Below are 15852 nucleotides of genomic sequence, written 5' to 3'. Positions count from 1 at the left end.
GAGGATTCTCCCCCGCCGGGGGCGCCGAGGCGAGTCGATTACCCGCTGCTGGGAGGATGCGCCCATGGAGTGGATCGACCTGCTGGAGGACACCACCGGCCGTTTCGCCGAGGTGCTGGAGACCGCGGACCTGACGGCGCCCGTCCCGACCTGTCCGGGCTGGAGCCTCGCGGACCTCGGCGAGCACCTGCGCTGGACGCACGCCTGGGCGAGCCACGCCGTCACCGCCGGTACGCCGGACGGCGACTCCCCCGCGCCCGGCAGCGAGCGCACGGCGCTGGTCGCGGGCTACCGCACGGCCGCGGCGGAGCCTGCTCGACGTGCTGCGGGCGACCGACCCGGAGGCACCGGCGTGGACGTTCGGCGACGAGAAGATGGCCGGGTTCTGGCGGCGCCGCCAGGTGCACGAGGCCACGCTGCACCTGTACGACGCCCTCGCCGCCCAGCAGGCGACCGGCTCCTGGGACGTCTCCGCCGACCTGGCCTGGGACGGCGTGGCCGAGGTGGCGACGCTGTTCTACCCGCGCCAGGTGCGGCTCGGGCGGAGCGCACCGCTGGCGGCGCCGCTCCGGCTGCGCGCGAGCGACACGGGCGGGGAGACGATGCTGGCCAACGACGTCGTGGCGCCGGAGGTGGTGCTCGAGGGCACCGCCCGCGAGCCTGCTGCTCGTGCTGTGGGGACGCCTCCCCGCGACCGGCCCGGCGGCGGACCTGCTGGCCGCGGCGACCGCGACCCCCTGAGGGATCAGTCGACGACGAAGCGCGCGTCGACCAGCGCGCTGACCTCGATGTCCTCGGGCGAGAGCCGAGGCTCCGCGCCGCCGGAGTCCTTCGCCGCGGCCATGCGGGCGAAACCCCCGCCCCCGCCGCCACCGGAGGGGTGCAGGCCGGCGGTGAGCATCCCGGCGTCCGCGACCGCGACCGGCCGGACCGGTCCGAGGCCGAGCGCGTCGGCGTACTGCTGCGCGCGGCGGACCGCGTCCTGCACGGCACTGGTGCGCACGGCGCGCTCGAGACTCGATGCGGTGCGTCTCGGTCAGCGCCCAGGTGACACCGTCGAGGTGGAAGCCCTGCGCCGAGCCTGACCAGGCGGCCCACCCAGGCTGGTGAGGCGGGTGAAGTCGCGGAACTTCACCTGCACCCCGACGCTGGCGTGGTGCACGAGCGGCAGCCTGCTTGCCGTCCTGGTTCCAGGGGCGCTCGGCCCAGGTGCGCACGTGGCCGGTGGACCACCAGGTGACCGGTCCCTGGGCGGGGTCGTGGAGGCTCCTGCACCGACGCCTTCACGGCCTCGAGGTCGGCCACGACCCGGTCGTAGACCGGCTGCAGGGCAGGGCCCTGGAAGGACAGCGTGACCTGCGCGGTGGCGCGCTCGGGCGGCTGGAAGGCGGAGTGCGAGCCCCGCACGGTGAACTCGGTCGGCATGCGGCCACTCTAGGAGCGGTGCGTCTGCAGCACCCGGAAGCCCTTCGCGCTGGCGATCCGCTCGGTCGGGAAGCCCTGCTCCCCCAGCCAGCGCTGCAGCGAGTCGGCGCCGAGGTTCTTGCCGACGACCAGCACCGCCCGGCCCTCCGGCGTCAGCCGCGGCAGCCAGGTCAGCAGCAGACTCGTGCAACGCCGCCTTGCCGATCCGGATCGGCGGGTTCGACCAGATCTCGTCGAACACGGCGTCCGGTGCGACCTCGTCCGGCCCGAGCGCCCGGAACCGGTCCGTCACCCCGAGCGCCGCGGCGTTCTCGTTCGCGAGGAGCACGGCACGCTGGTTGACGTCCACGGCGGTCACCACCGCCTCCGGGGCCGCGACCGCGCAGGCGAGACCGATCACGCCGTACCCGCAGCCGAGGTCGAGGATCCGCCGGCCGGACGGCGCCTCGGTCTCGCGGAACAGGACCGACGTCCCGATGTCGAGACGGCCCTGGGCGAACACCCCGGACCCACTGACCAGGCTCAGCCGGTGGCCCCAGACCTCGGTCTCGACGGGCGCACGCTGGAAGGCGACCGACGGGTCGGCGGAGAAGTAGTGCTCGTCGCTCATCCCTCGACCTCCGTGCCGGTACGACGCGCCGAGGTCAGGCTCCACCCGGGCCGCCAGCGCGGCGTCCTCGGGGTAGGCGACCTCCTCCAGGGTCAGCCCGTGCGCGGGCACCACGACGACGTTGGGGTCGCGGCGGCGCCCGGTGAGGATCTCGATCGCCCAGCCGGGCTCCTTGCGGCCCTCGCCGACCGCGATCATGCAGCCCACCAGGGCCCGCACCATCGAGTGGCAGAAGGCGTCGGCGCGCACGTGCCCGACCAGGAGCCCGTCGGCCTCGCGGGTCCAGCCGAAGTCGAGCAGGGTGCGGATCGTGGTCGCGCCCTCGCGCTTCTTGCAGAAGGCCGCGAAGTCGTGCAGGCCCACCAGCGAGCCGGCGGCCTCGTCCATCGCGGCGACGTCCAGCGGCCGGCCCCAGGCCAGCACGTGGTTGCGGGTCAGCGGGTCCACCCGGGCCGGGTCGTCCACGATCCGGTAGGCGTAGCGCCGCCACAGGGCCGCGAACCGGGCGTCGAAGCCCGCGGGGGCCTCGCTCACGCGTCGTACCCGCACGTCACGGGGCAGGAAGCCGTTGAGCCGCCGCGCCAGCACGTCGAGCTCGGGTCACCTGCCGCGCGGCGGTCTTCGAGACCTCCGGGTCGAGGTCGAGGTGGACCACCTGGCCGCGCGCGTGCACGCCGGCGTCGGTGCGCCCGGCGCAGGTCACCTGCGCCTCCTCGGGCAGCCGGAGGACCGTCGTCAGCGCGGTCGTCAGGCTCGCCCTGCACGGTCCGCAGGCTCGGCTGGGCCGCCCAGCCGCGGAAGTCTCCGCCGTCGTAGGCGAGGTCGATCCGCAGGCGCACCCGAGCAGCCTAGGAGCATTGCGTCGGAGGGATGAAATAGGCTCGCGACCGTGGCCCTGGAGACCTCCGTCGAGAAGCCGGCTCCGGTCCGGGCGATCGCCAACGCGATCTCCGGCTGGATCGACCGGCTCGGACCGGTGTGGGTCGAGGGCCAGGTCACCCAGATCAGCCGGCGGCCCGGCCTGGCCACGGTGTTCCTCACCCTGCGCGACTCGGTCGCCGACATCTCGGTGCCGGTGACCTGCTCGCGGGTGCTCTTCGACGGCCTGCCGGCGCCGCTGCAGGAGGGCGCGAGCGTGGTGATCCACGCCCGGCCGTCGTACTACGCCAACCGGGGGACGCTCTCGCTGCAGGCCCGCGACATCCGGATGGTGGGTCTCGGCGAGGCTCCTGGCCCGGCTGGAGCAGCGCCGTCAGGCTGCTGGCCGCGGAGGGCCTGTTCGCCCAGGAGCGCAAGCGTCCGCTGCCGACCCTCCCCCGGCGGGTCGGCCTGGTCACCGCGCCGAAGTCGGCGGCCGAGCGCGACGTCGTCGAGAACGCCACCCGCCGCTGGCCCGCCGTGGCCTTCGAGGTCGCCTACGCCGCCATGCAGGGCCACCGCTCGGCCGCCGAGGTGATCGAGGCGGTCCGCCGCCTCGACGCCCACCCCGACGTCGAGGTCATCGTGGTCGCCCGCGGCGGCGGCTCCGTCGAGGACCTGCTGCCCTTCTCCGACGAGGGCCTGATCCGCGCGGTGTCCGCGGTGCGCACGCCGGTCGTCTCGGCGATCGGGCACGAGCCCGACAGCCCGCTGCTCGACCTGGTGGCCGACGTCCGCGCCTCGACCCCGACCGACGCCGCCAAGCCTGGTCGTGCCGGACATGGCCCAGGAGCGCGGCCGGGTCGCGGAGGCCCGGGCCCGGCTCCGGCAGGCGGTCCGGGCCCGGCTCGACCGCGAGCAGGCCCAGGCTCGACGCGCTCCGCTCGCGCCCGGTGCTCGCGGAGCCGACCACCCTGCTCGACGCCCGGGCCGAGGAGACTCGACGACTGGCGCTCGCGGATCCGCCGGCAGCCTGGAGTGGCAGGCTGGACCGGGCCGCCGACGACGTGCACCACCACCGCGCGCGGGTGCAGGCCCTGTCCCCGCTCGCCACCCTCCAGCGCGGCTACGCCGTGCTCCAGGACGCCGAGGGCCACGTCGTCACCAGCGTCTCCGGCGTCGCCCCGGGCGCCGCCCTGACCGTCCGGGTCGCCGACGGCCGCATCCACACCGAGGCGAGAGCCACCGAGGAGAGCCATGACTGAGCAGACCGAGACGCCGTCCTACGAGGAGGCCCGCGCCGAGCCTGGTCGAGGTGGTCCGCCAGGCTCGAGACCGGGGGTACGACGCTCGAGGAGTCCCTCGCACTGTGGGAGCGCGGCGAGCGGCTGGCCGGCGTGTGCCAGGAGTGGATCGACGGCGCCCGGGAGCGGCTGGAGGCCGTGCTCGGGGCCGACGACGAGGAGTAGGGCTACTTCTTCGCGGGCTTCGGAACGGGCGTGGTGACCAGGCTGTCCACGATGGTGCGCAGGTCGCCGGCCGGCGCCGAGCCGAACACCAGCACGGTGCCGCCGTCCACCTCGGCGGCGTACGCCGTGTCGCCACCGTCGTCGGTGTAGCCCTTCCAGGTCCTCGCGACCGGGCTCTTCACGCTCGCCGGCACGGTGTAGGCGTCGGCTGTCGCGGTGTCCTCGTCCACCCAGGCCGCGAGCAGCGCCCCGACAGATGCCTTCTCCAGGCGCACGGCCGCGAAGCGGTCGTCGTCGGTGAGCATGCGCAGCATGAAGACCTGCGGCTCCTCGACGGTGACGTCCACGCCGGTCGCGATCCAGCCCTTCGGCAGGCTCGGCGGATAGGCCGGGTGCAGGCCGGCCTGCTGCGCCGACTGCACCGTCTCCAGGTAGTCGATCGCCTCCGGCTTCGCCTCGAAGTCGGGCCGGAAGGCGCCCATGAAGTAGAGCAGCCCGGCGATGGCGAGCACGGTGACGACGAGGGAGGTGATCAGCCCGGCGGCCGAGCGCTGGTAGCGCCCGGGCTTGCCGGCGGGCTCGACGGGCTGGCTGCTCATGACCGTTCCATTCTCCCAGGGCCGAGGCCGCGAGCCCCACCCAGGGCCGTCCAAGTCGCAGATGCGGCGCAATTCGTGCAATTCTCGCGCAGATGCGCCAGAGTGACGCCATGACCGACTACCGCGTCGCGGAGGCCGCCGAGCTGCTCGGCGTCAGCACGGACACCGTGCGGCGGTGGATCGACAGCGGCCGGGTCGCCGCCCGCAGCGTCGAGGGGCGCACCGTCGTCCCGGGCACCGACCTGGCGGCGCTCGCCGCCTCGCTGGTCGACGACGCCGAGAAGGAGCGCACCCGCTCCGGTGACGTCAGCGCCCGCAACCGGATGACCGGGATCGTCACCCGCGTCCTCGCCGACACGGTGATGGCGCAGGTCGAGATGGTCTGCGGTCCCTACCGCGTCGTGTCCCTGATGAGCGCCGAGGCGGCCGCCGGTTCGGGCTCGAGCCCGGTGCGCGGGCGATCGCGTCGGTCAAGTCCACCAATGTCGTCGTCGAACGACCCGTCCCGAGGAAGCACGCATGACGAAGAAGACCTGGGCCCTCGCCGGAGCGGTCGCGCTCCTGTCCCTCCCCCTCGCCGCCTGTGGCGACGACGGCGACGGCGACGGCGACAAGGCCGACGGCTCGAAGGACAAGACCACGCTCACCGTGTTCGCGGCGGCGTCGCTGAAGAAGTCCTTCGAGGAGCCTGGAGAAGACCTACGAGGACGCCCACCCCGACGTGGACGTCAAGGCTCTCCTTCGGCGGCTCCTCCGACCTGGTCGCGCAGATCACCGACGGCGCCGAGGCCGACGTGTTCGCCTCCGCCGACACCAAGAACATGGACAAAGCTGACCTCCGCGGATCTCGCCGGGGGAACGCCGAAGGAGTTCGCCACCAACACGCTCACCATCGCGGTCCCGCCCGGCAACCCCGCCAAGGTCACCGGCCTCGCCGACCTCGCGAAGAAGGACCTCGACATCGTCGTCTGCGCACCCGAGGTGCCCTGCGGCAGCGCGGCCGAGCAGGTCGCGGAGAAGGCCGGCGTGACGCTCGCGCCCGACAGCGAGGAGCAGTCGGTCACCGACGTCCTCGGCAAGATCGAGGCCGGCGAGGGGGGACGCGGGCCTGGTCTACGTCACCGACGTCGAGGCCGCCGGCGACAAGGTCGAGGCGGTGACCTTCCCCGAGGCCGACGAGGTCGTCAACCACTACCCGATCGTCGCGGTGAAGGACTCCTCGCACGCCGACCTCGCCCAGCAGTGGATCGACCTCGTCCTCGGTGACGGGCAGAAGGTGCTCGCCGACGCGGGGTTCGGGCCGCCGGCCTCGTGAGCCGCACCCGTCACGTCGGCCTGCCGCGCTGGGTCTACGTCCCGGCGCTGCTGGCCGGCGTGTTCGTGGTGCTCCCGGTCGCCTCGCTCGCGACCCGGATCGCCTGGGCGGACTTCCCCGGCCTGGTCACCTCCGAGGCGGCCCGCTCCGCGCTGGGGCTGAGCCTGCGCACCTCGGCGGCCAGCACCACGCTCTGCCTGGTGCTGGGGATCCCGCTGGCCGTCGTCCTCGCGCGCAGCGAGGCCCGCTGGCTCGGCGTGGTCCGCTCGCTCGTCCTGCTGCCACTGGTGCTCCCGCCCGTCGTCGGCGGCATCGCGCTGCTCGCGGCCTTCGGCCGCCGGGGCCTGCTCGGCGAGCAGGCTGGAGGCGTGGGGCGTGCAGATCGCCTTCTCGACGATCGCGGTGGTGCTGGCCCAGACCTTCGTCTCGCTGCCCTTCCTGGTGGTCAGCCTGGAGGGCGCGCTCCGCACCGCCGGCGAGCGGTACGACGTGGTGGCCGCCTCGCTCGGTGCCGCACCGACCACGGTGCTGCGCCGGGTCACGCTCCCCCTGGTCCTGCCCGGCCTGGCCTCCGGCGCCGTGCTCGCCTTCGCCCGCTCGCTCGGGGAGTTCGGCGCGACGGTCACCTTCGCGGGCAGCCTGGAGGGCACGACCCGCACCCTGCCGCTGCTGATCTACAACCTCCGCGCCACCGACTCCGACGCCGCCGTGGCGATGTCGCTGCTGCTCGTGGTCGTGGCGATCCTCGTCATCGGCCTGGTCCGCCCGCGAGGTGCGTCATGAGCCTGCTCGTGGACGTGCGGGTCGCCGCGCGCGACGTCGAGGTCGCCTTCGAGGTGGCCGACGGGGAGACCGTCGCCCTGCTCGGGCCCAACGGGGCCGGCAAGTCGACCACCCTCGACGTGCTCGGCGGCCTGCTGCGCCCCGATGCCGGCCGGGTGGTGCTCGACGGGGAGGTGCTCACCGGGGACGGGCGGTGGCGGGCCCCGCACCGCCGTCGTACCGCGCTGCTGGCGCAGGACCCCCTGCTCTTCCCGCACCTCAGCGTCCTGGAGAACGTCGCCTTCGGCCCGCGCAGTCGCGGCACCGGCCGGTCGGCATCCCGGGCCGCCGCCGAGCAGTGGCTCGCCGAGGTCGGTGCCGGCGACCTGGCCGGCCGCCGCCCGGCCCAGGCTCTCCGGCGGCCAGGCGCAGCGGGTCGCGGTCGCCCGTGCCCTCGCCGCCGACCCCCGGCTGCTGCTGCTCGACGAGCCGATGGCCGCCCTCGACATCGCCGTCGCGCCCGCGCTGCGCCAGCTGCTGCGCACCGTGCTCGCCGACCGGACCGCCGTCGTCGTCACCCACCACGTCCTCGACGCGCTCCTGCTGGCCGACCGGGTCGTGGTGCTCGACGGCGGGCGGGTGGTCGAGGACGGGCCGGCCGCCGCGGTGCTCTCCCGGCCGCGCAGCGCCTTCGCGGCACGCTTCGCCGGGCTCAACCTGGTCGGCGGGACCGCCACCCCCGACGGCGTACGACGCCGGGACGGGTCGGTCCTGCACGGCACCCACGACGATCCCGCCCCCGCGGCCGGCAGCGACGCCGTCGCGGTCTTCCGCCCCTCCGCTGTCGCCGTGCACCGCGAGCCGCCGGGCGGCAGCCCGCGCAACGTCCTCCCGGCGCGGATCGAGGAGCCTGGAGCCGCTCGGCGACGTGGTCCGCGTGCGTGCCGGCGAGCCTGGCCGCGGACGTCACGATCGCCGCCGCCGCGGAGACTCGGGCTGGCGCCCGGACAGGCGGTCAGCCTTCGTCGTGAAGGCGACGGAGGTGTCTGTCTACGCGCGCTGATCACCGCCGGCGCCGTGGGACCGATAAAGTTCGCACCATGAACGACGCCCTCGCCGTGGAGCCGACCGCCCCCGACCGCAACCTCGCCCTCGAGCTGGTGCGCGTCACCGAGGCCGCGGCCATGGCAGCAGGGCGGTGGGTCGGCCGGGGCGACAAGAACGGCGCCGACGGCGTCGCGGTCCAGGCGATGCGGGTGATGATCTCCAGCGTCAGCATGAACGGCACCGTGGTCATCGGTGAGGGCGAGAAGGACAACGCCCCGATGCTCTACAACGGCGAGACCGTCGGCGACGGCACCGGCCCGGAGTGCGACGTCGCCGTGGACCCGATCGACGGCACCACCCTGACCGCGAAGGGCATGGCCAACGCCGTGGCCGTGCTGGCGGTCGCGCCGCGCGGGACGATGTACGACCCGTCGGCGGTGTTCTACATGGAGAAGCTCGTCACCGGTCCCGAGGCCGCCGACGTCGTCGACATCCGCTACCCCGTCGCCGAGAACATCGCCCAGGTCGCCAAGGCCAAGGGCTCCAACCCCTCCGACGTCACCGTCGTCCTGCTCGACCGCCCGCGCCACCAGCAAACTCGTCGACGACATCCGCGCCACCGGCGCCCGGATCAAGTTCATCACCGACGGCGACGTCGCCGGCGCGATCATGGCCGCCCGCGCCGACACCGGCATCGACCTGCTCCTCGGCATCGGCGGCACCCCGGAGGGCATCATCGCCGCCTGCGCGATGAAGGCCATGGGCGGCACCATCCAGGGCCGGCTCTGGCCGACCGACGACGAGGAGCGCCAGCGCGCCATCGACGCGGGCCACGACCTGGACCCCGACCACATCCTGACCACCGACACCCTGGTCACCGGTGACGACTGCTTCTTCGTCGCCACCGGCATCACCGACGGCGAGCTGGTGCGCGGTGTGCGCTACCGCGGCGGCGGCGCGGTCACCCAGTCGCTGGTCATGCGCTCGCGCACGGGCACGATCCGCACGATCACCTCCGAGCACCAGGCTCTCGAAGTGCGCGCAGACTTTCTCCGCGATCGACTTCGACTGAGCGGCTTCGAGGTTCCGGGCACGCGTCGTACCTGACGTATCTGTCGCGAATCACGTCGATCCGCGACAGGCACGTCAGGTGCGAGCGCGGCTCAGGCGGTCTCGACCACGCTCAACGGGGCCGCGAGCGCTGCGCTCTGGCGCAGCAGCGCCGCCGCCACCAGGTCGCTGACCCGCGGGTCCACGGCCATCCCGATGTGCGAGGCGCGCACCTCGACGGCCTCGCCCTGCGGGTCGATGCACGCCCTCCAGTCGACGATGCCGTCGCGGCGGGAGTAGATGTTGGTCATCCCGACGTCGGCGCGCAGCGGCTCCTGGGACTCGGTGAAGGCTCAGGTGCGCGCACTCCCCCGCCACGCAGTCCTCCGACATCAGCGTCGAGAAGCCCACGTCGGAGAGCCGGTTGAGGACGCGGACGCCGCGGGTCAGCAGCGCGTGGTGCGCGGCGGGCGCACGCATCGGGCTGCCCATCGTCACGATCCCGGCGACCAGGTCGGGCCGGCGCGCGGCCAGCCCGCGGGAGATCATCCCGCCGAGGCTGTGCCCGACGAGTCTGCACCCGCGCCTCGCGCCGCTCGGCGATCTCCTCGATCCGCGCCTCCAGGGTGAGTGCCGAGTCTCAGCGTGCAGCCGATGTTGGCGCTGATCTGCGAGCGGTAGGTCCGGAACCCGCGCCCGCGCAGGCTCGGCCGCCATCGCGGTGAGCGTCCAGTCGCCGGCCAGGAAGCCGGGGATGAGCAGCACCGGCTCGGAGACCCGGGCGGCCTGCCGGGCGGCGTACGGCGTGCGGTGGCGCTCGCGGCGACTCGCCCCCCGTCGTACAGCGAACCGGCCGGCCTCGGTCACCAGACTGCCCTCGCGCAGCAGCGCGGCCAGTGCCGGGCGGCCGTAGCCGTCGGGCAGCAGCCAGGGCGCCAACGTGTTGCTCACGTCACAGACGGTACCCAGTTGAAACGGCAACTACACGGGATTGGGCACACTTGAGGCATGTCGTCGCGTCCCCTGAGCCCCGAATTGCCGGATGTGGAAATCTCCGACGAGCCTGCTCGCGCCGGTCTGCTCGGGGATGGAGATCTGCTACCAGACCTTCGGCAGCCCCGACGGCGAGCCGCTCCTGCTCGTGATGGGGCTCGGCGGCCCGATGACGTGGTGGGACACCGAGCCTGTGCGCCCAGGCTCGCCGGCGCCGGCTTCTACGTCATCCGCTACGACAACCGCGACACCGGCCGCTCGACCCGCTCGCCGGGCCGGGTCCGCCGCGACCACGTCGTCCGTGCCTTCCTCGGCACGCCGACCCGCGCGCCGTACTCCATCTCCGACCTGGCCGCCGACGCCTTCGGCCTGCTCGACCACCTCGGCATCGAGGCCGCGCACGTCGCGGGCATCTCGATGGGCGGCATGATCGCGCAGACCATGGCGATCGAGGCGCCCGCGCGGGTGCTCAGCCTCGCCAGCATCATGTCGACCACCGGGCGCCGCAGCGTGGGCGGCCAGCACCCCGCCCTGCTCCCGACGCTGATCGCGACCCGCGGGCCCTCGCGCGAGGACTACATCCGCGGCGGAGTCTCCGTCTGGAAGGCCATCGGCTCCCCGCGGTTCCCGCAGCCCGACGACAGGCTGCGCACCCGCGCCGGCGACACCTGGGACCGTGGGGTCTCCCGCGCCGGGGTGCTGCGCCAGATGATGGCGGTGCTCACCCAGCCGGACCGGACCCGGGCGCTGGCCGCGCTCGCGGTGCCGACGCTGGTCATGCACGGGCTGGCGGACCGGATGGTGCACATCTCCGGCGGGCGCGCGACCGCGGCCGCCGTACCGGGGGCGCGGGTGGTGTTCATCGACGGCTGGGGCCACGACCTGCCCGCACCGCTGTTCCCGACCTTCGTGCGCGCGATCCGCGTCAACGCCGACCGGGCCGCCGCACCCGCCTCCTGAGTCCCGAGGACGGCCAGCAGCCGTCCACAGGGGCGGGCCCGGGTCGCTCTCTCCACAGGCCCGGCCTCGCCGAGGCCCCGCCGTCACCTGCCGCTCCTAGCGTGCGTCACCTCCGCCGGACCTGCCGGCGAACGACACACAGGAGACCCCGATGAAGATCAGAGCCCTCTGCCTGCTGCTCCTCGCCCTGCTGGCGTCCGCGCTGGCCGGCACGGCGAGTGCCGAGGCCGGCGAGCAACCTCGTGCACCACGCTGGGAGCCGGCACCGGACACCATCGTCGCGGTCGACGGGAGCGCCGGGCTGGGCTTCACCATCCACCGCTACGACGGCACCACGCTGTCCCCGCCCACGCTCTCGGAGACCACCGCCGAGTGCGCGGAGTACGACACGCCCCTGCGCGTCGCCACCTGCCGGACCGAGGCCGAGACCTGGTTCCGCGACCTCGCCGACCTGCAGGCGGCCCTCGCCTGGGCGCGGTACGACGCCGCGCACCCACGCCCCGGCCCCCGCTGAGGCTCAGCCGGCGCTGACCTCGGCGCCCGGGATCCGCCCGGCCCGCTCGCGGTCCACGGTGAGGTTCTCGCCCGTCGAGGGATCGAAGAGGTGGATCCGGCTGCCGTCGACCCAGATCTCGGCCTCCTCACCCTCGCGGATCCGGCTGGCTCCGTCGAGGGAGACGACGAGCCTGGGTGCGCATCGCCTCGCCGTCGAGGTCCTTCTCCAGGCTGGTGCAGGCTGGGCCGAGACCTCGTCCGGCGACTCGAAGGGCAGGTAGGCGTAGGTCTCGTTGCCGAGCCACTCCACGACGTCCACCTGGGCCCGGAAGGTCGAGCCGCTGCGGCCCTCGGCCGAGGCGAGCGATGCGTCCTCGAAGTGCTCGGGCCGGATGCCGGCGATCAGCAGGCCGCGACCCTCGGCACGGGAGGCCTTGTCGGCGGGGATCTCGACGCTGCCGAAGGGCGAGCTTCACCTTTCCGCCCTCGACCGTCGCGGGGAGGAAGTTCATCGGCGGGGAGCCGATGAAGCCCGCGACGAAGAGGTTGCCCGGGTTCTCGTAGAGTCTCGCGCGGCGTGGCCAGCTGCTGCAGGACACCCCGCTTCAGCACCGCCACTCGGTCGCCCAGGGTCATCGCCTCGGTCTGGTCGTGGGTGACGTAGACGGTGGTGATGCCCAGGCGCTTCTGCAGCCGCGCGATCTCGGTGCGCATCTGCCCGCGCAGGCTTGGCGTCCAGGTTGGACAGCGGCTCGTCGAAGAGGAAGGCGTCGGCCTGACGGACGATCGCGCGCCCCATGGCGACCCGCTGACGCTGGCCGCCGGAGAGGTTGCCCGGCTTGCGGTCGAGGTGCTCGGTGAGCTCGAGGGTGCTGGCCGCGTCGCGGACCAGCCTGTCGACCTCGGCGTCCGAGGTCTTGGCGAGCCGGAGCGGGAAGGCGATGTTCTCGAAGACGGTCAGGTGCGGGTAGAGCGCGTAGTTCTGGAACACCATCGCCAGGTTGCGCTCGCGCGGGGCCAGGTCGTTGACACGGCGCTCGCCGATGATCATGTCGCCGGAGGTGATGTCCTCCAGACCCACGATCATCCGCAGCAGCGTGGACTTCCCACAGCCGGAGGGCCCGACGAGGATCATGAACTCCCCGTCGGCGACGTCGATGGAGACGTCGTTCACGGCCGGGAAGCCGTCGCCGTACTTCTTGACGATGTTGTTCATCGTGATGGCGGCCATGAACCCTTCACCCCTTCACTGCGCCGGAGGTGAGACCGGCGACGATCTTGCGCTGGAAAATCAGGACGATGACGATGATCGGGATGGTCGCGATGACCGCTCCCGCGGCGAGCAGGGACGCCGGCCGGTTGAACGGGTCGGCCCCGACGAAGAACGACAGCGATGCCGGGATCGGCCGAGCGTTCTCGGTCGAGGTGAGCGAGATGCCGAAGACAAAGTCGTTCCAGGCGAAGAAGAAGGTCAGGATCGCCGCGGTGAAGACACCGGGGGCGGCGAGCGGGACGATCACCTTGCGGAAGGCCTGCCACGACGTGGCTCCGTCCACCTGGGCAGCCTGCTCCATCTCCCACGGGATCTCCCGGAAGAACGCCGACAGCGTCCAGATCGCGAGCGGGAGGGTGAAGGACATGTAGGGGATGATCAGGCCGGGCCAGGTGTCGTAGAGCCCGATCGCCCGCCACATGTCGAAGAGCGGGCCGACCAGCGAGACCACGGGGAACATCGCGATCGCCAGGGCGATGGAGAGCACCGCCTTCTTGCCACGGAACTCCAGCCGGGCGATGGCGTACGCCGCCAGGGTGGCCACGACGACCGAGAGCAGCGTCGCGATGAGGCTGATCCCGATGGAGTTGAAGATCGCGCGGCGGAACTGCTCGTTCTCCCACACGGCCTTGTAGTTGTCGAAGCCGACGCTCGTGCCCTCGCTGGGCAGGAAACCCGGGTTGCCGGCGGTGATCGAGGCCTCGGACTTGAAGGACAACGAGATGATCCAGGCCACCGGGAGCAGGCACCAGATCAGGATGAGGAGGCAGCCGACGACGGTGCCGATGCGGTTCTTCATGTCACGACTCCTGCCGGGCCTGCGCCAGGTCGACGCGGAAGAGCCTTCACGATGCCGAAGGCCACGATCAGCACCGAGAGGAAGAGCAGCACCGAGAGTGCGGACCCCATCCCGAGCCTGGAACTGCTCGATCGTCTGGCGGTAGGTGAGGAAGGCTGATCGACTCCGTGTTCTGCGCGCCGTTGGTCATCACGAAGATGTTGTCGAAGATCCGGTAGGCGTCGAGCGCCCGGAACAGCACCGCCACCATGATCGCGGCCCGCATGTTCGGGAGGATCACCATCGTCAGTCGCTGGGTCCAGGTGGCGCCGTCGACCTTGGCCGCCTCGATCATGTCCTCGCTGACCTGGGCCAGCCCCGCGAGCAGCAGCAGGGACATGAAGGGCGTGGTCTTCCAGATCTCGGAGACCATGATCGCGATGACCGCCGAGGGGGTCTGGCCGAACCAGTTGAAGTCGTCGCCGACGAAGGGCAGCCAGCCGTTGACGAAGCCGTTCTGGTACGAGAAGGCGAACTGCCAGGCGAAGCCGGAGACGACGGTGATGATGCCGTAGGGAACCAGGATCGAGGTACGGATGACGCCGCGAGCGAAGATCACCCGGTGCATCACCATCGCGAAGACGAAGCCGATGACGAGGCTCCACCGCGACGGTCACCACCATGTAGAGGATGGTGACCCCGGTCGTCTTCCAGAACAGCGGATCGCTCAGCGCGGTGAGGTAGTTGCTCAACCCGATGAACTTGCGGTCGTCGGGCGCCGTGAGCGCGTAGTCGAAGGTGGAGAGGTAGAGCGCCCGGAGCATCGGGAAGGCGGTCACCAGCAGCATCAGGATGATCGCCGGGGCGACCAGACTTCTGCCCGAGCCGGGTCTCCGCTTTGGCGCGGTCGCTCACCGCGGGCTTGCCCTGTGGCGGTGCGGTCGTGGTGCTCATAGCAGCGACTTCCCTTCCAGCACGTCCTTCAGGTACTTCGCCGACTCCTCGGGCGTGCTGCTCGGGTCGACCGAGGTCGGCGAGTGCCAACGGGCCTGGATGGCGCCGGAGATCATCGCGTAGAACGCACTCTTCGGCCGGGGTCCGCCCTCGTCGACGCTGGTGCGGAAGAGCTCGATGAGGTCCTTCGGGTAGTCGCCGCTGGCGGCGACCTCGTCGTAGGCCCCGTTCGTCGACGGCATCAGTCCGGCCTTGAGCGCGAGGTCGACCTGCGCCTTCTGCGAGGTGATGCACCGAGCCGCTTCCTGGGCCCAGTCGGCGTGCTTGGTGTAGGCCCCGATGCCGATGTCGATGCCGCCGACCGGCGGCTTGGATGCCGTGCCCGCGACCGTCTGGGGGTAGCGCGCCCAGCCGAGGTCGGCCAGCCTGCTCCTTGGTGATGCCGTCGGGCTTGCCGGCGGTCCCGGCGTAGTTCTGGTAGACGAAGGTCCAGTTGGTCATGAACTCGCCCGGCCCCTCCTTGGGGAACATCTGACCCAGGCTGGTGCCCTCGTTCGAGACGGTCAGGTCCGGCTGGGCGGCGTTGTCGGCCAGCCTTCTGGATGATCGCGGCCGCCTTGCGCCCTGCGTCGGAGTCGATGTCGACCTTCGCGTCCCGTCGGGCCTCGGTGTCGGAGACGATGTCGCCACCGGCACCCTGGACGAGGGCGTTGATCCACACGACGTAGGCCTCGTACTTGTTCGCCTGGACGCCGACCGTGCCGCCCTCCTTCTTCGCCGCGTCGATGACCTGGTCCCACGTGACCGGCTTGGTCATGTCGAGCCCGGCGGCCTTGGCGAGCGACTTGCGGTACCAGAGCACCTGGGTGTTCGCCCAGAGCGGGATCGCGTAGACCTTGTCGTTCCAGGTGACCGTGTCGGCGGCGCCCGAGAGGTAGTTCCCGTTGCCCTCGACGCTCTTCTCGACCTCGTCGGCCACCTCCCCGGTGACCTCCTTCAGCCACCCCGCGTTGGCGAACTCGGCGACGAACACCGGGTCGAGGTTCATCAGGTCGGTGGAGGAGTCCTCGGCCGCGAGCCGCCGCGCCAGCCTGGGTGCGCTGGTCGGTCGCCGAGTCCGGGCAGCCTGCTGGACCTCGAGGTCGTACTTGTCGGTGCTGCACTGCTTCGCGTACGTCATGAAGACGTCCACCCCGTCGGGGTTCACGTACCAGTTCAGCGTCGGCTTGCCGGAGCCTGCCGCACGCCGCGAGCGCGCCCGCGG

General features: G+C 72.4%; 17 protein-coding genes and 10 pseudogenes. 14 read left to right on the top strand and 13 right to left on the bottom strand.

The window, feature by feature from the left end; translation table 11 throughout:
- Positions 1-64: 64 nt before the first annotated feature.
- Positions 65-1051 carry a maleylpyruvate isomerase N-terminal domain-containing protein gene (locus G5V59_RS29410; RefSeq protein WP_278258838.1) on the top strand — a complete coding sequence of 329 codons (987 nt, stop codon included), beginning with the start codon at positions 65-67 and terminating at the stop codon, positions 1049-1051.
- A gap of 80 nt (positions 1052-1131) precedes the next feature.
- On the opposite strand, the gene G5V59_RS29405 is transcribed toward G5V59_RS29410, so the two are convergent.
- The 4 genes and pseudogenes from G5V59_RS29405 to G5V59_RS29390 all read right to left on the bottom strand — a co-directional run bounded on the left by G5V59_RS29405 (position 1132) and on the right by G5V59_RS29390 (position 2874).
- A complete protein-coding gene (locus tag G5V59_RS29405; RefSeq protein ID WP_278258837.1) occupies positions 1132-1425 on the bottom strand; it encodes an SIMPL domain-containing protein in 294 nt (97 codons plus the stop codon).
- 9 nt (positions 1426-1434) lie between these two features.
- Positions 1435-2035: pseudogene (locus G5V59_RS29400) on the bottom strand (methyltransferase).
- Between the two features lie 129 nt (positions 2036-2164).
- A pseudogene (locus G5V59_RS29395) lies at positions 2165-2422 on the bottom strand (tRNA pseudouridine(38-40) synthase TruA); the annotation flags it as partial.
- A 143-nt stretch (positions 2423-2565) separates the two neighbouring features.
- Positions 2566-2874, bottom strand: coding sequence for a hypothetical protein (locus G5V59_RS29390; RefSeq protein ID WP_278258836.1), 309 nt, complete (start codon positions 2872-2874; stop codon positions 2566-2568).
- Positions 2875-2924: 50 nt separating this feature from the next.
- Here G5V59_RS29390 and G5V59_RS37950 point away from each other — a divergent pair.
- The 4 genes and pseudogenes from G5V59_RS37950 to G5V59_RS29380 all read left to right on the top strand — a co-directional run.
- Positions 2925-3185, top strand: a pseudogene (locus G5V59_RS37950) (exodeoxyribonuclease VII large subunit); the annotation flags it as partial.
- Positions 3116-3658 (top strand): annotated as a pseudogene (locus tag G5V59_RS37945) (exodeoxyribonuclease VII large subunit); the annotation flags it as partial. The pseudogenes G5V59_RS37950 and G5V59_RS37945, both read left to right, overlap by 70 nt.
- A 188-nt stretch (positions 3659-3846) precedes the next feature.
- The gene (locus G5V59_RS37940; protein WP_341351062.1) at positions 3847-4158 is read left to right on the top strand and encodes an exodeoxyribonuclease VII large subunit; all 312 of its coding nucleotides are present in this window, start codon (positions 3847-3849) and stop codon (positions 4156-4158) included.
- Positions 4151-4362, top strand: a pseudogene (locus tag G5V59_RS29380) (exodeoxyribonuclease VII small subunit). Before G5V59_RS37940 ends, G5V59_RS29380 begins: the two are co-directional and overlap by 8 nt.
- Positions 4363-4364: 2 nt before the next feature.
- Here the strand turns inward: G5V59_RS29380 and G5V59_RS29375 are convergent.
- Positions 4365-4961, bottom strand: a complete 597-nt coding sequence (locus G5V59_RS29375; protein WP_278258835.1) for a DUF4245 family protein — start codon at positions 4959-4961, stop codon at positions 4365-4367.
- Positions 4962-5071: 110 nt separating this feature from the next.
- Here G5V59_RS29375 and G5V59_RS29370 point away from each other — a divergent pair.
- The 4 genes and pseudogenes from G5V59_RS29370 to G5V59_RS37925 all read left to right on the top strand — a co-directional run bounded on the left by G5V59_RS29370 (position 5072) and on the right by G5V59_RS37925 (position 6276).
- Positions 5072-5484, top strand: a pseudogene (locus G5V59_RS29370) (helix-turn-helix domain-containing protein).
- Positions 5444-5746, top strand: a pseudogene (locus G5V59_RS37935) (hypothetical protein); the annotation flags it as partial. The pseudogenes G5V59_RS29370 and G5V59_RS37935, both read left to right, overlap by 41 nt.
- Positions 5628-5960, top strand: a pseudogene (locus G5V59_RS37930) (substrate-binding domain-containing protein); the annotation flags it as partial. The pseudogenes G5V59_RS37935 and G5V59_RS37930, both read left to right, overlap by 119 nt.
- 109 nt (positions 5961-6069) lie before the next feature.
- Positions 6070-6276, top strand: coding sequence for a substrate-binding domain-containing protein (locus G5V59_RS37925; protein ID WP_341351332.1), 207 nt, complete (start codon positions 6070-6072; stop codon positions 6274-6276).
- Positions 6277-6310: 34 nt separating this feature from the next.
- Here G5V59_RS37925 and G5V59_RS37920 read toward each other — a convergent pair whose 3' ends face one another.
- Positions 6311-6589, bottom strand: a complete 279-nt coding sequence (locus tag G5V59_RS37920) for a hypothetical protein (protein ID WP_341351061.1) — start codon at positions 6587-6589, stop codon at positions 6311-6313.
- Positions 6590-6651: 62 nt separating this feature from the next.
- Between G5V59_RS37920 and G5V59_RS37915 the strand changes: the two genes are divergently transcribed.
- The 3 genes and pseudogenes from G5V59_RS37915 (at position 6652) to glpX (ending at position 9192) form a co-directional block, all read left to right on the top strand.
- Complete coding sequence (locus G5V59_RS37915; RefSeq protein WP_341351060.1) at positions 6652-7059, top strand: ABC transporter permease subunit; 408 nt, start codon at positions 6652-6654, stop codon at positions 7057-7059.
- Entirely contained in the window at positions 7056-8069 is a 1014-nt protein-coding gene (locus G5V59_RS29355) for an ATP-binding cassette domain-containing protein (RefSeq protein ID WP_278258834.1), read from the top strand. The genes G5V59_RS37915 and G5V59_RS29355 overlap by 4 nt, the downstream gene beginning before the upstream one ends.
- 69 nt (positions 8070-8138) lie before the next feature.
- Positions 8139-9192 (top strand): annotated as a pseudogene (glpX, locus tag G5V59_RS29350) (class II fructose-bisphosphatase).
- 39 nt (positions 9193-9231) lie between these two features.
- Here glpX and G5V59_RS29345 read toward each other — a convergent pair.
- Entirely contained in the window at positions 9232-10086 is an 855-nt protein-coding gene (locus G5V59_RS29345; RefSeq protein ID WP_278258833.1) for an alpha/beta hydrolase, read from the bottom strand.
- A gap of 57 nt (positions 10087-10143) precedes the next feature.
- Here G5V59_RS29345 and G5V59_RS29340 point away from each other — a divergent pair, with 57 nt between their 5' ends.
- Together G5V59_RS29340 and G5V59_RS29335 are read left to right on the top strand one after the other, a co-directional pair.
- Positions 10144-11088, top strand: coding sequence for an alpha/beta fold hydrolase (locus G5V59_RS29340; RefSeq protein ID WP_278258832.1), 945 nt, complete (start codon positions 10144-10146; stop codon positions 11086-11088).
- A gap of 151 nt (positions 11089-11239) precedes the next feature.
- Positions 11240-11602, top strand: coding sequence for a hypothetical protein (locus tag G5V59_RS29335; protein WP_278258831.1), 363 nt, complete (start codon positions 11240-11242; stop codon positions 11600-11602).
- A 3-nt stretch (positions 11603-11605) separates the two neighbouring features.
- Here G5V59_RS29335 and ugpC read toward each other — a convergent pair.
- The 6 genes and pseudogenes from ugpC to G5V59_RS29305 form a co-directional block, all read right to left on the bottom strand.
- Positions 11606-12814: pseudogene (gene ugpC / locus G5V59_RS29330) on the bottom strand (sn-glycerol-3-phosphate ABC transporter ATP-binding protein UgpC).
- Between the two features lie 7 nt (positions 12815-12821).
- A complete protein-coding gene (locus G5V59_RS29325) occupies positions 12822-13655 on the bottom strand; it encodes a carbohydrate ABC transporter permease (protein WP_278258830.1) in 834 nt (277 codons plus the stop codon).
- A gap of 67 nt (positions 13656-13722) precedes the next feature.
- Positions 13723-14253 carry a sugar ABC transporter permease gene (locus G5V59_RS29320; RefSeq protein WP_278258829.1) on the bottom strand — a complete coding sequence of 177 codons (531 nt, stop codon included), beginning with the start codon at positions 14251-14253 and terminating at the stop codon, positions 13723-13725.
- 8 nt (positions 14254-14261) lie between these two features.
- A complete protein-coding gene (locus G5V59_RS29315; protein WP_278258828.1) occupies positions 14262-14588 on the bottom strand; it encodes a hypothetical protein in 327 nt (108 codons plus the stop codon).
- A complete protein-coding gene (locus G5V59_RS29310) occupies positions 14585-14830 on the bottom strand; it encodes a hypothetical protein (RefSeq protein WP_278258827.1) in 246 nt (81 codons plus the stop codon). The genes G5V59_RS29315 and G5V59_RS29310 overlap by 4 nt, the downstream gene beginning before the upstream one ends.
- Positions 14830-15795, bottom strand: coding sequence for an extracellular solute-binding protein (locus tag G5V59_RS29305; RefSeq protein ID WP_278258826.1), 966 nt, complete (start codon positions 15793-15795; stop codon positions 14830-14832). Before G5V59_RS29305 ends, G5V59_RS29310 begins: the two co-directional genes overlap by 1 nt.
- Positions 15796-15852 lie beyond the last annotated feature (57 nt).

Source organism: Nocardioides convexus, assembly GCF_011090295.1.
This window is presented reverse-complemented; position numbering and strand designations above follow the sequence as displayed.

Coding starts and splice junctions, on each gene's coding strand:
- G5V59_RS29315 (WP_278258828.1), bottom strand. CDS start 14,588: ATGAGCACCACGACCGCACCGCCACAGGGCAAGCCCGCGGTGAGCGAC.
- G5V59_RS37920 (WP_341351061.1), bottom strand. CDS start 6,589: ATGCCGCCGACGACGGGCGGGAGCACCAGTGGCAGCAGGACGAGCGAG.
- G5V59_RS29310 (WP_278258827.1), bottom strand. CDS start 14,830: ATGCCGTCGACGAACGGGGCCTACGACGAGGTCGCCGCCAGCGGCGAC.
- G5V59_RS29355 (WP_278258834.1), top strand. CDS start 7,056: ATGAGCCTGCTCGTGGACGTGCGGGTCGCCGCGCGCGACGTCGAGGTC.
- G5V59_RS29340 (WP_278258832.1), top strand. CDS start 10,144: ATGTCGTCGCGTCCCCTGAGCCCCGAATTGCCGGATGTGGAAATCTCC.
- G5V59_RS29325 (WP_278258830.1), bottom strand. CDS start 13,655: ATGAAGAACCGCATCGGCACCGTCGTCGGCTGCCTCCTCATCCTGATC.
- G5V59_RS29375 (WP_278258835.1), bottom strand. CDS start 4,961: ATGAGCAGCCAGCCCGTCGAGCCCGCCGGCAAGCCCGGGCGCTACCAG.
- G5V59_RS29410 (WP_278258838.1), top strand. CDS start 65: ATGGAGTGGATCGACCTGCTGGAGGACACCACCGGCCGTTTCGCCGAG.
- G5V59_RS29405 (WP_278258837.1), bottom strand. CDS start 1,425: ATGCCGACCGAGTTCACCGTGCGGGGCTCGCACTCCGCCTTCCAGCCG.
- G5V59_RS29335 (WP_278258831.1), top strand. CDS start 11,240: ATGAAGATCAGAGCCCTCTGCCTGCTGCTCCTCGCCCTGCTGGCGTCC.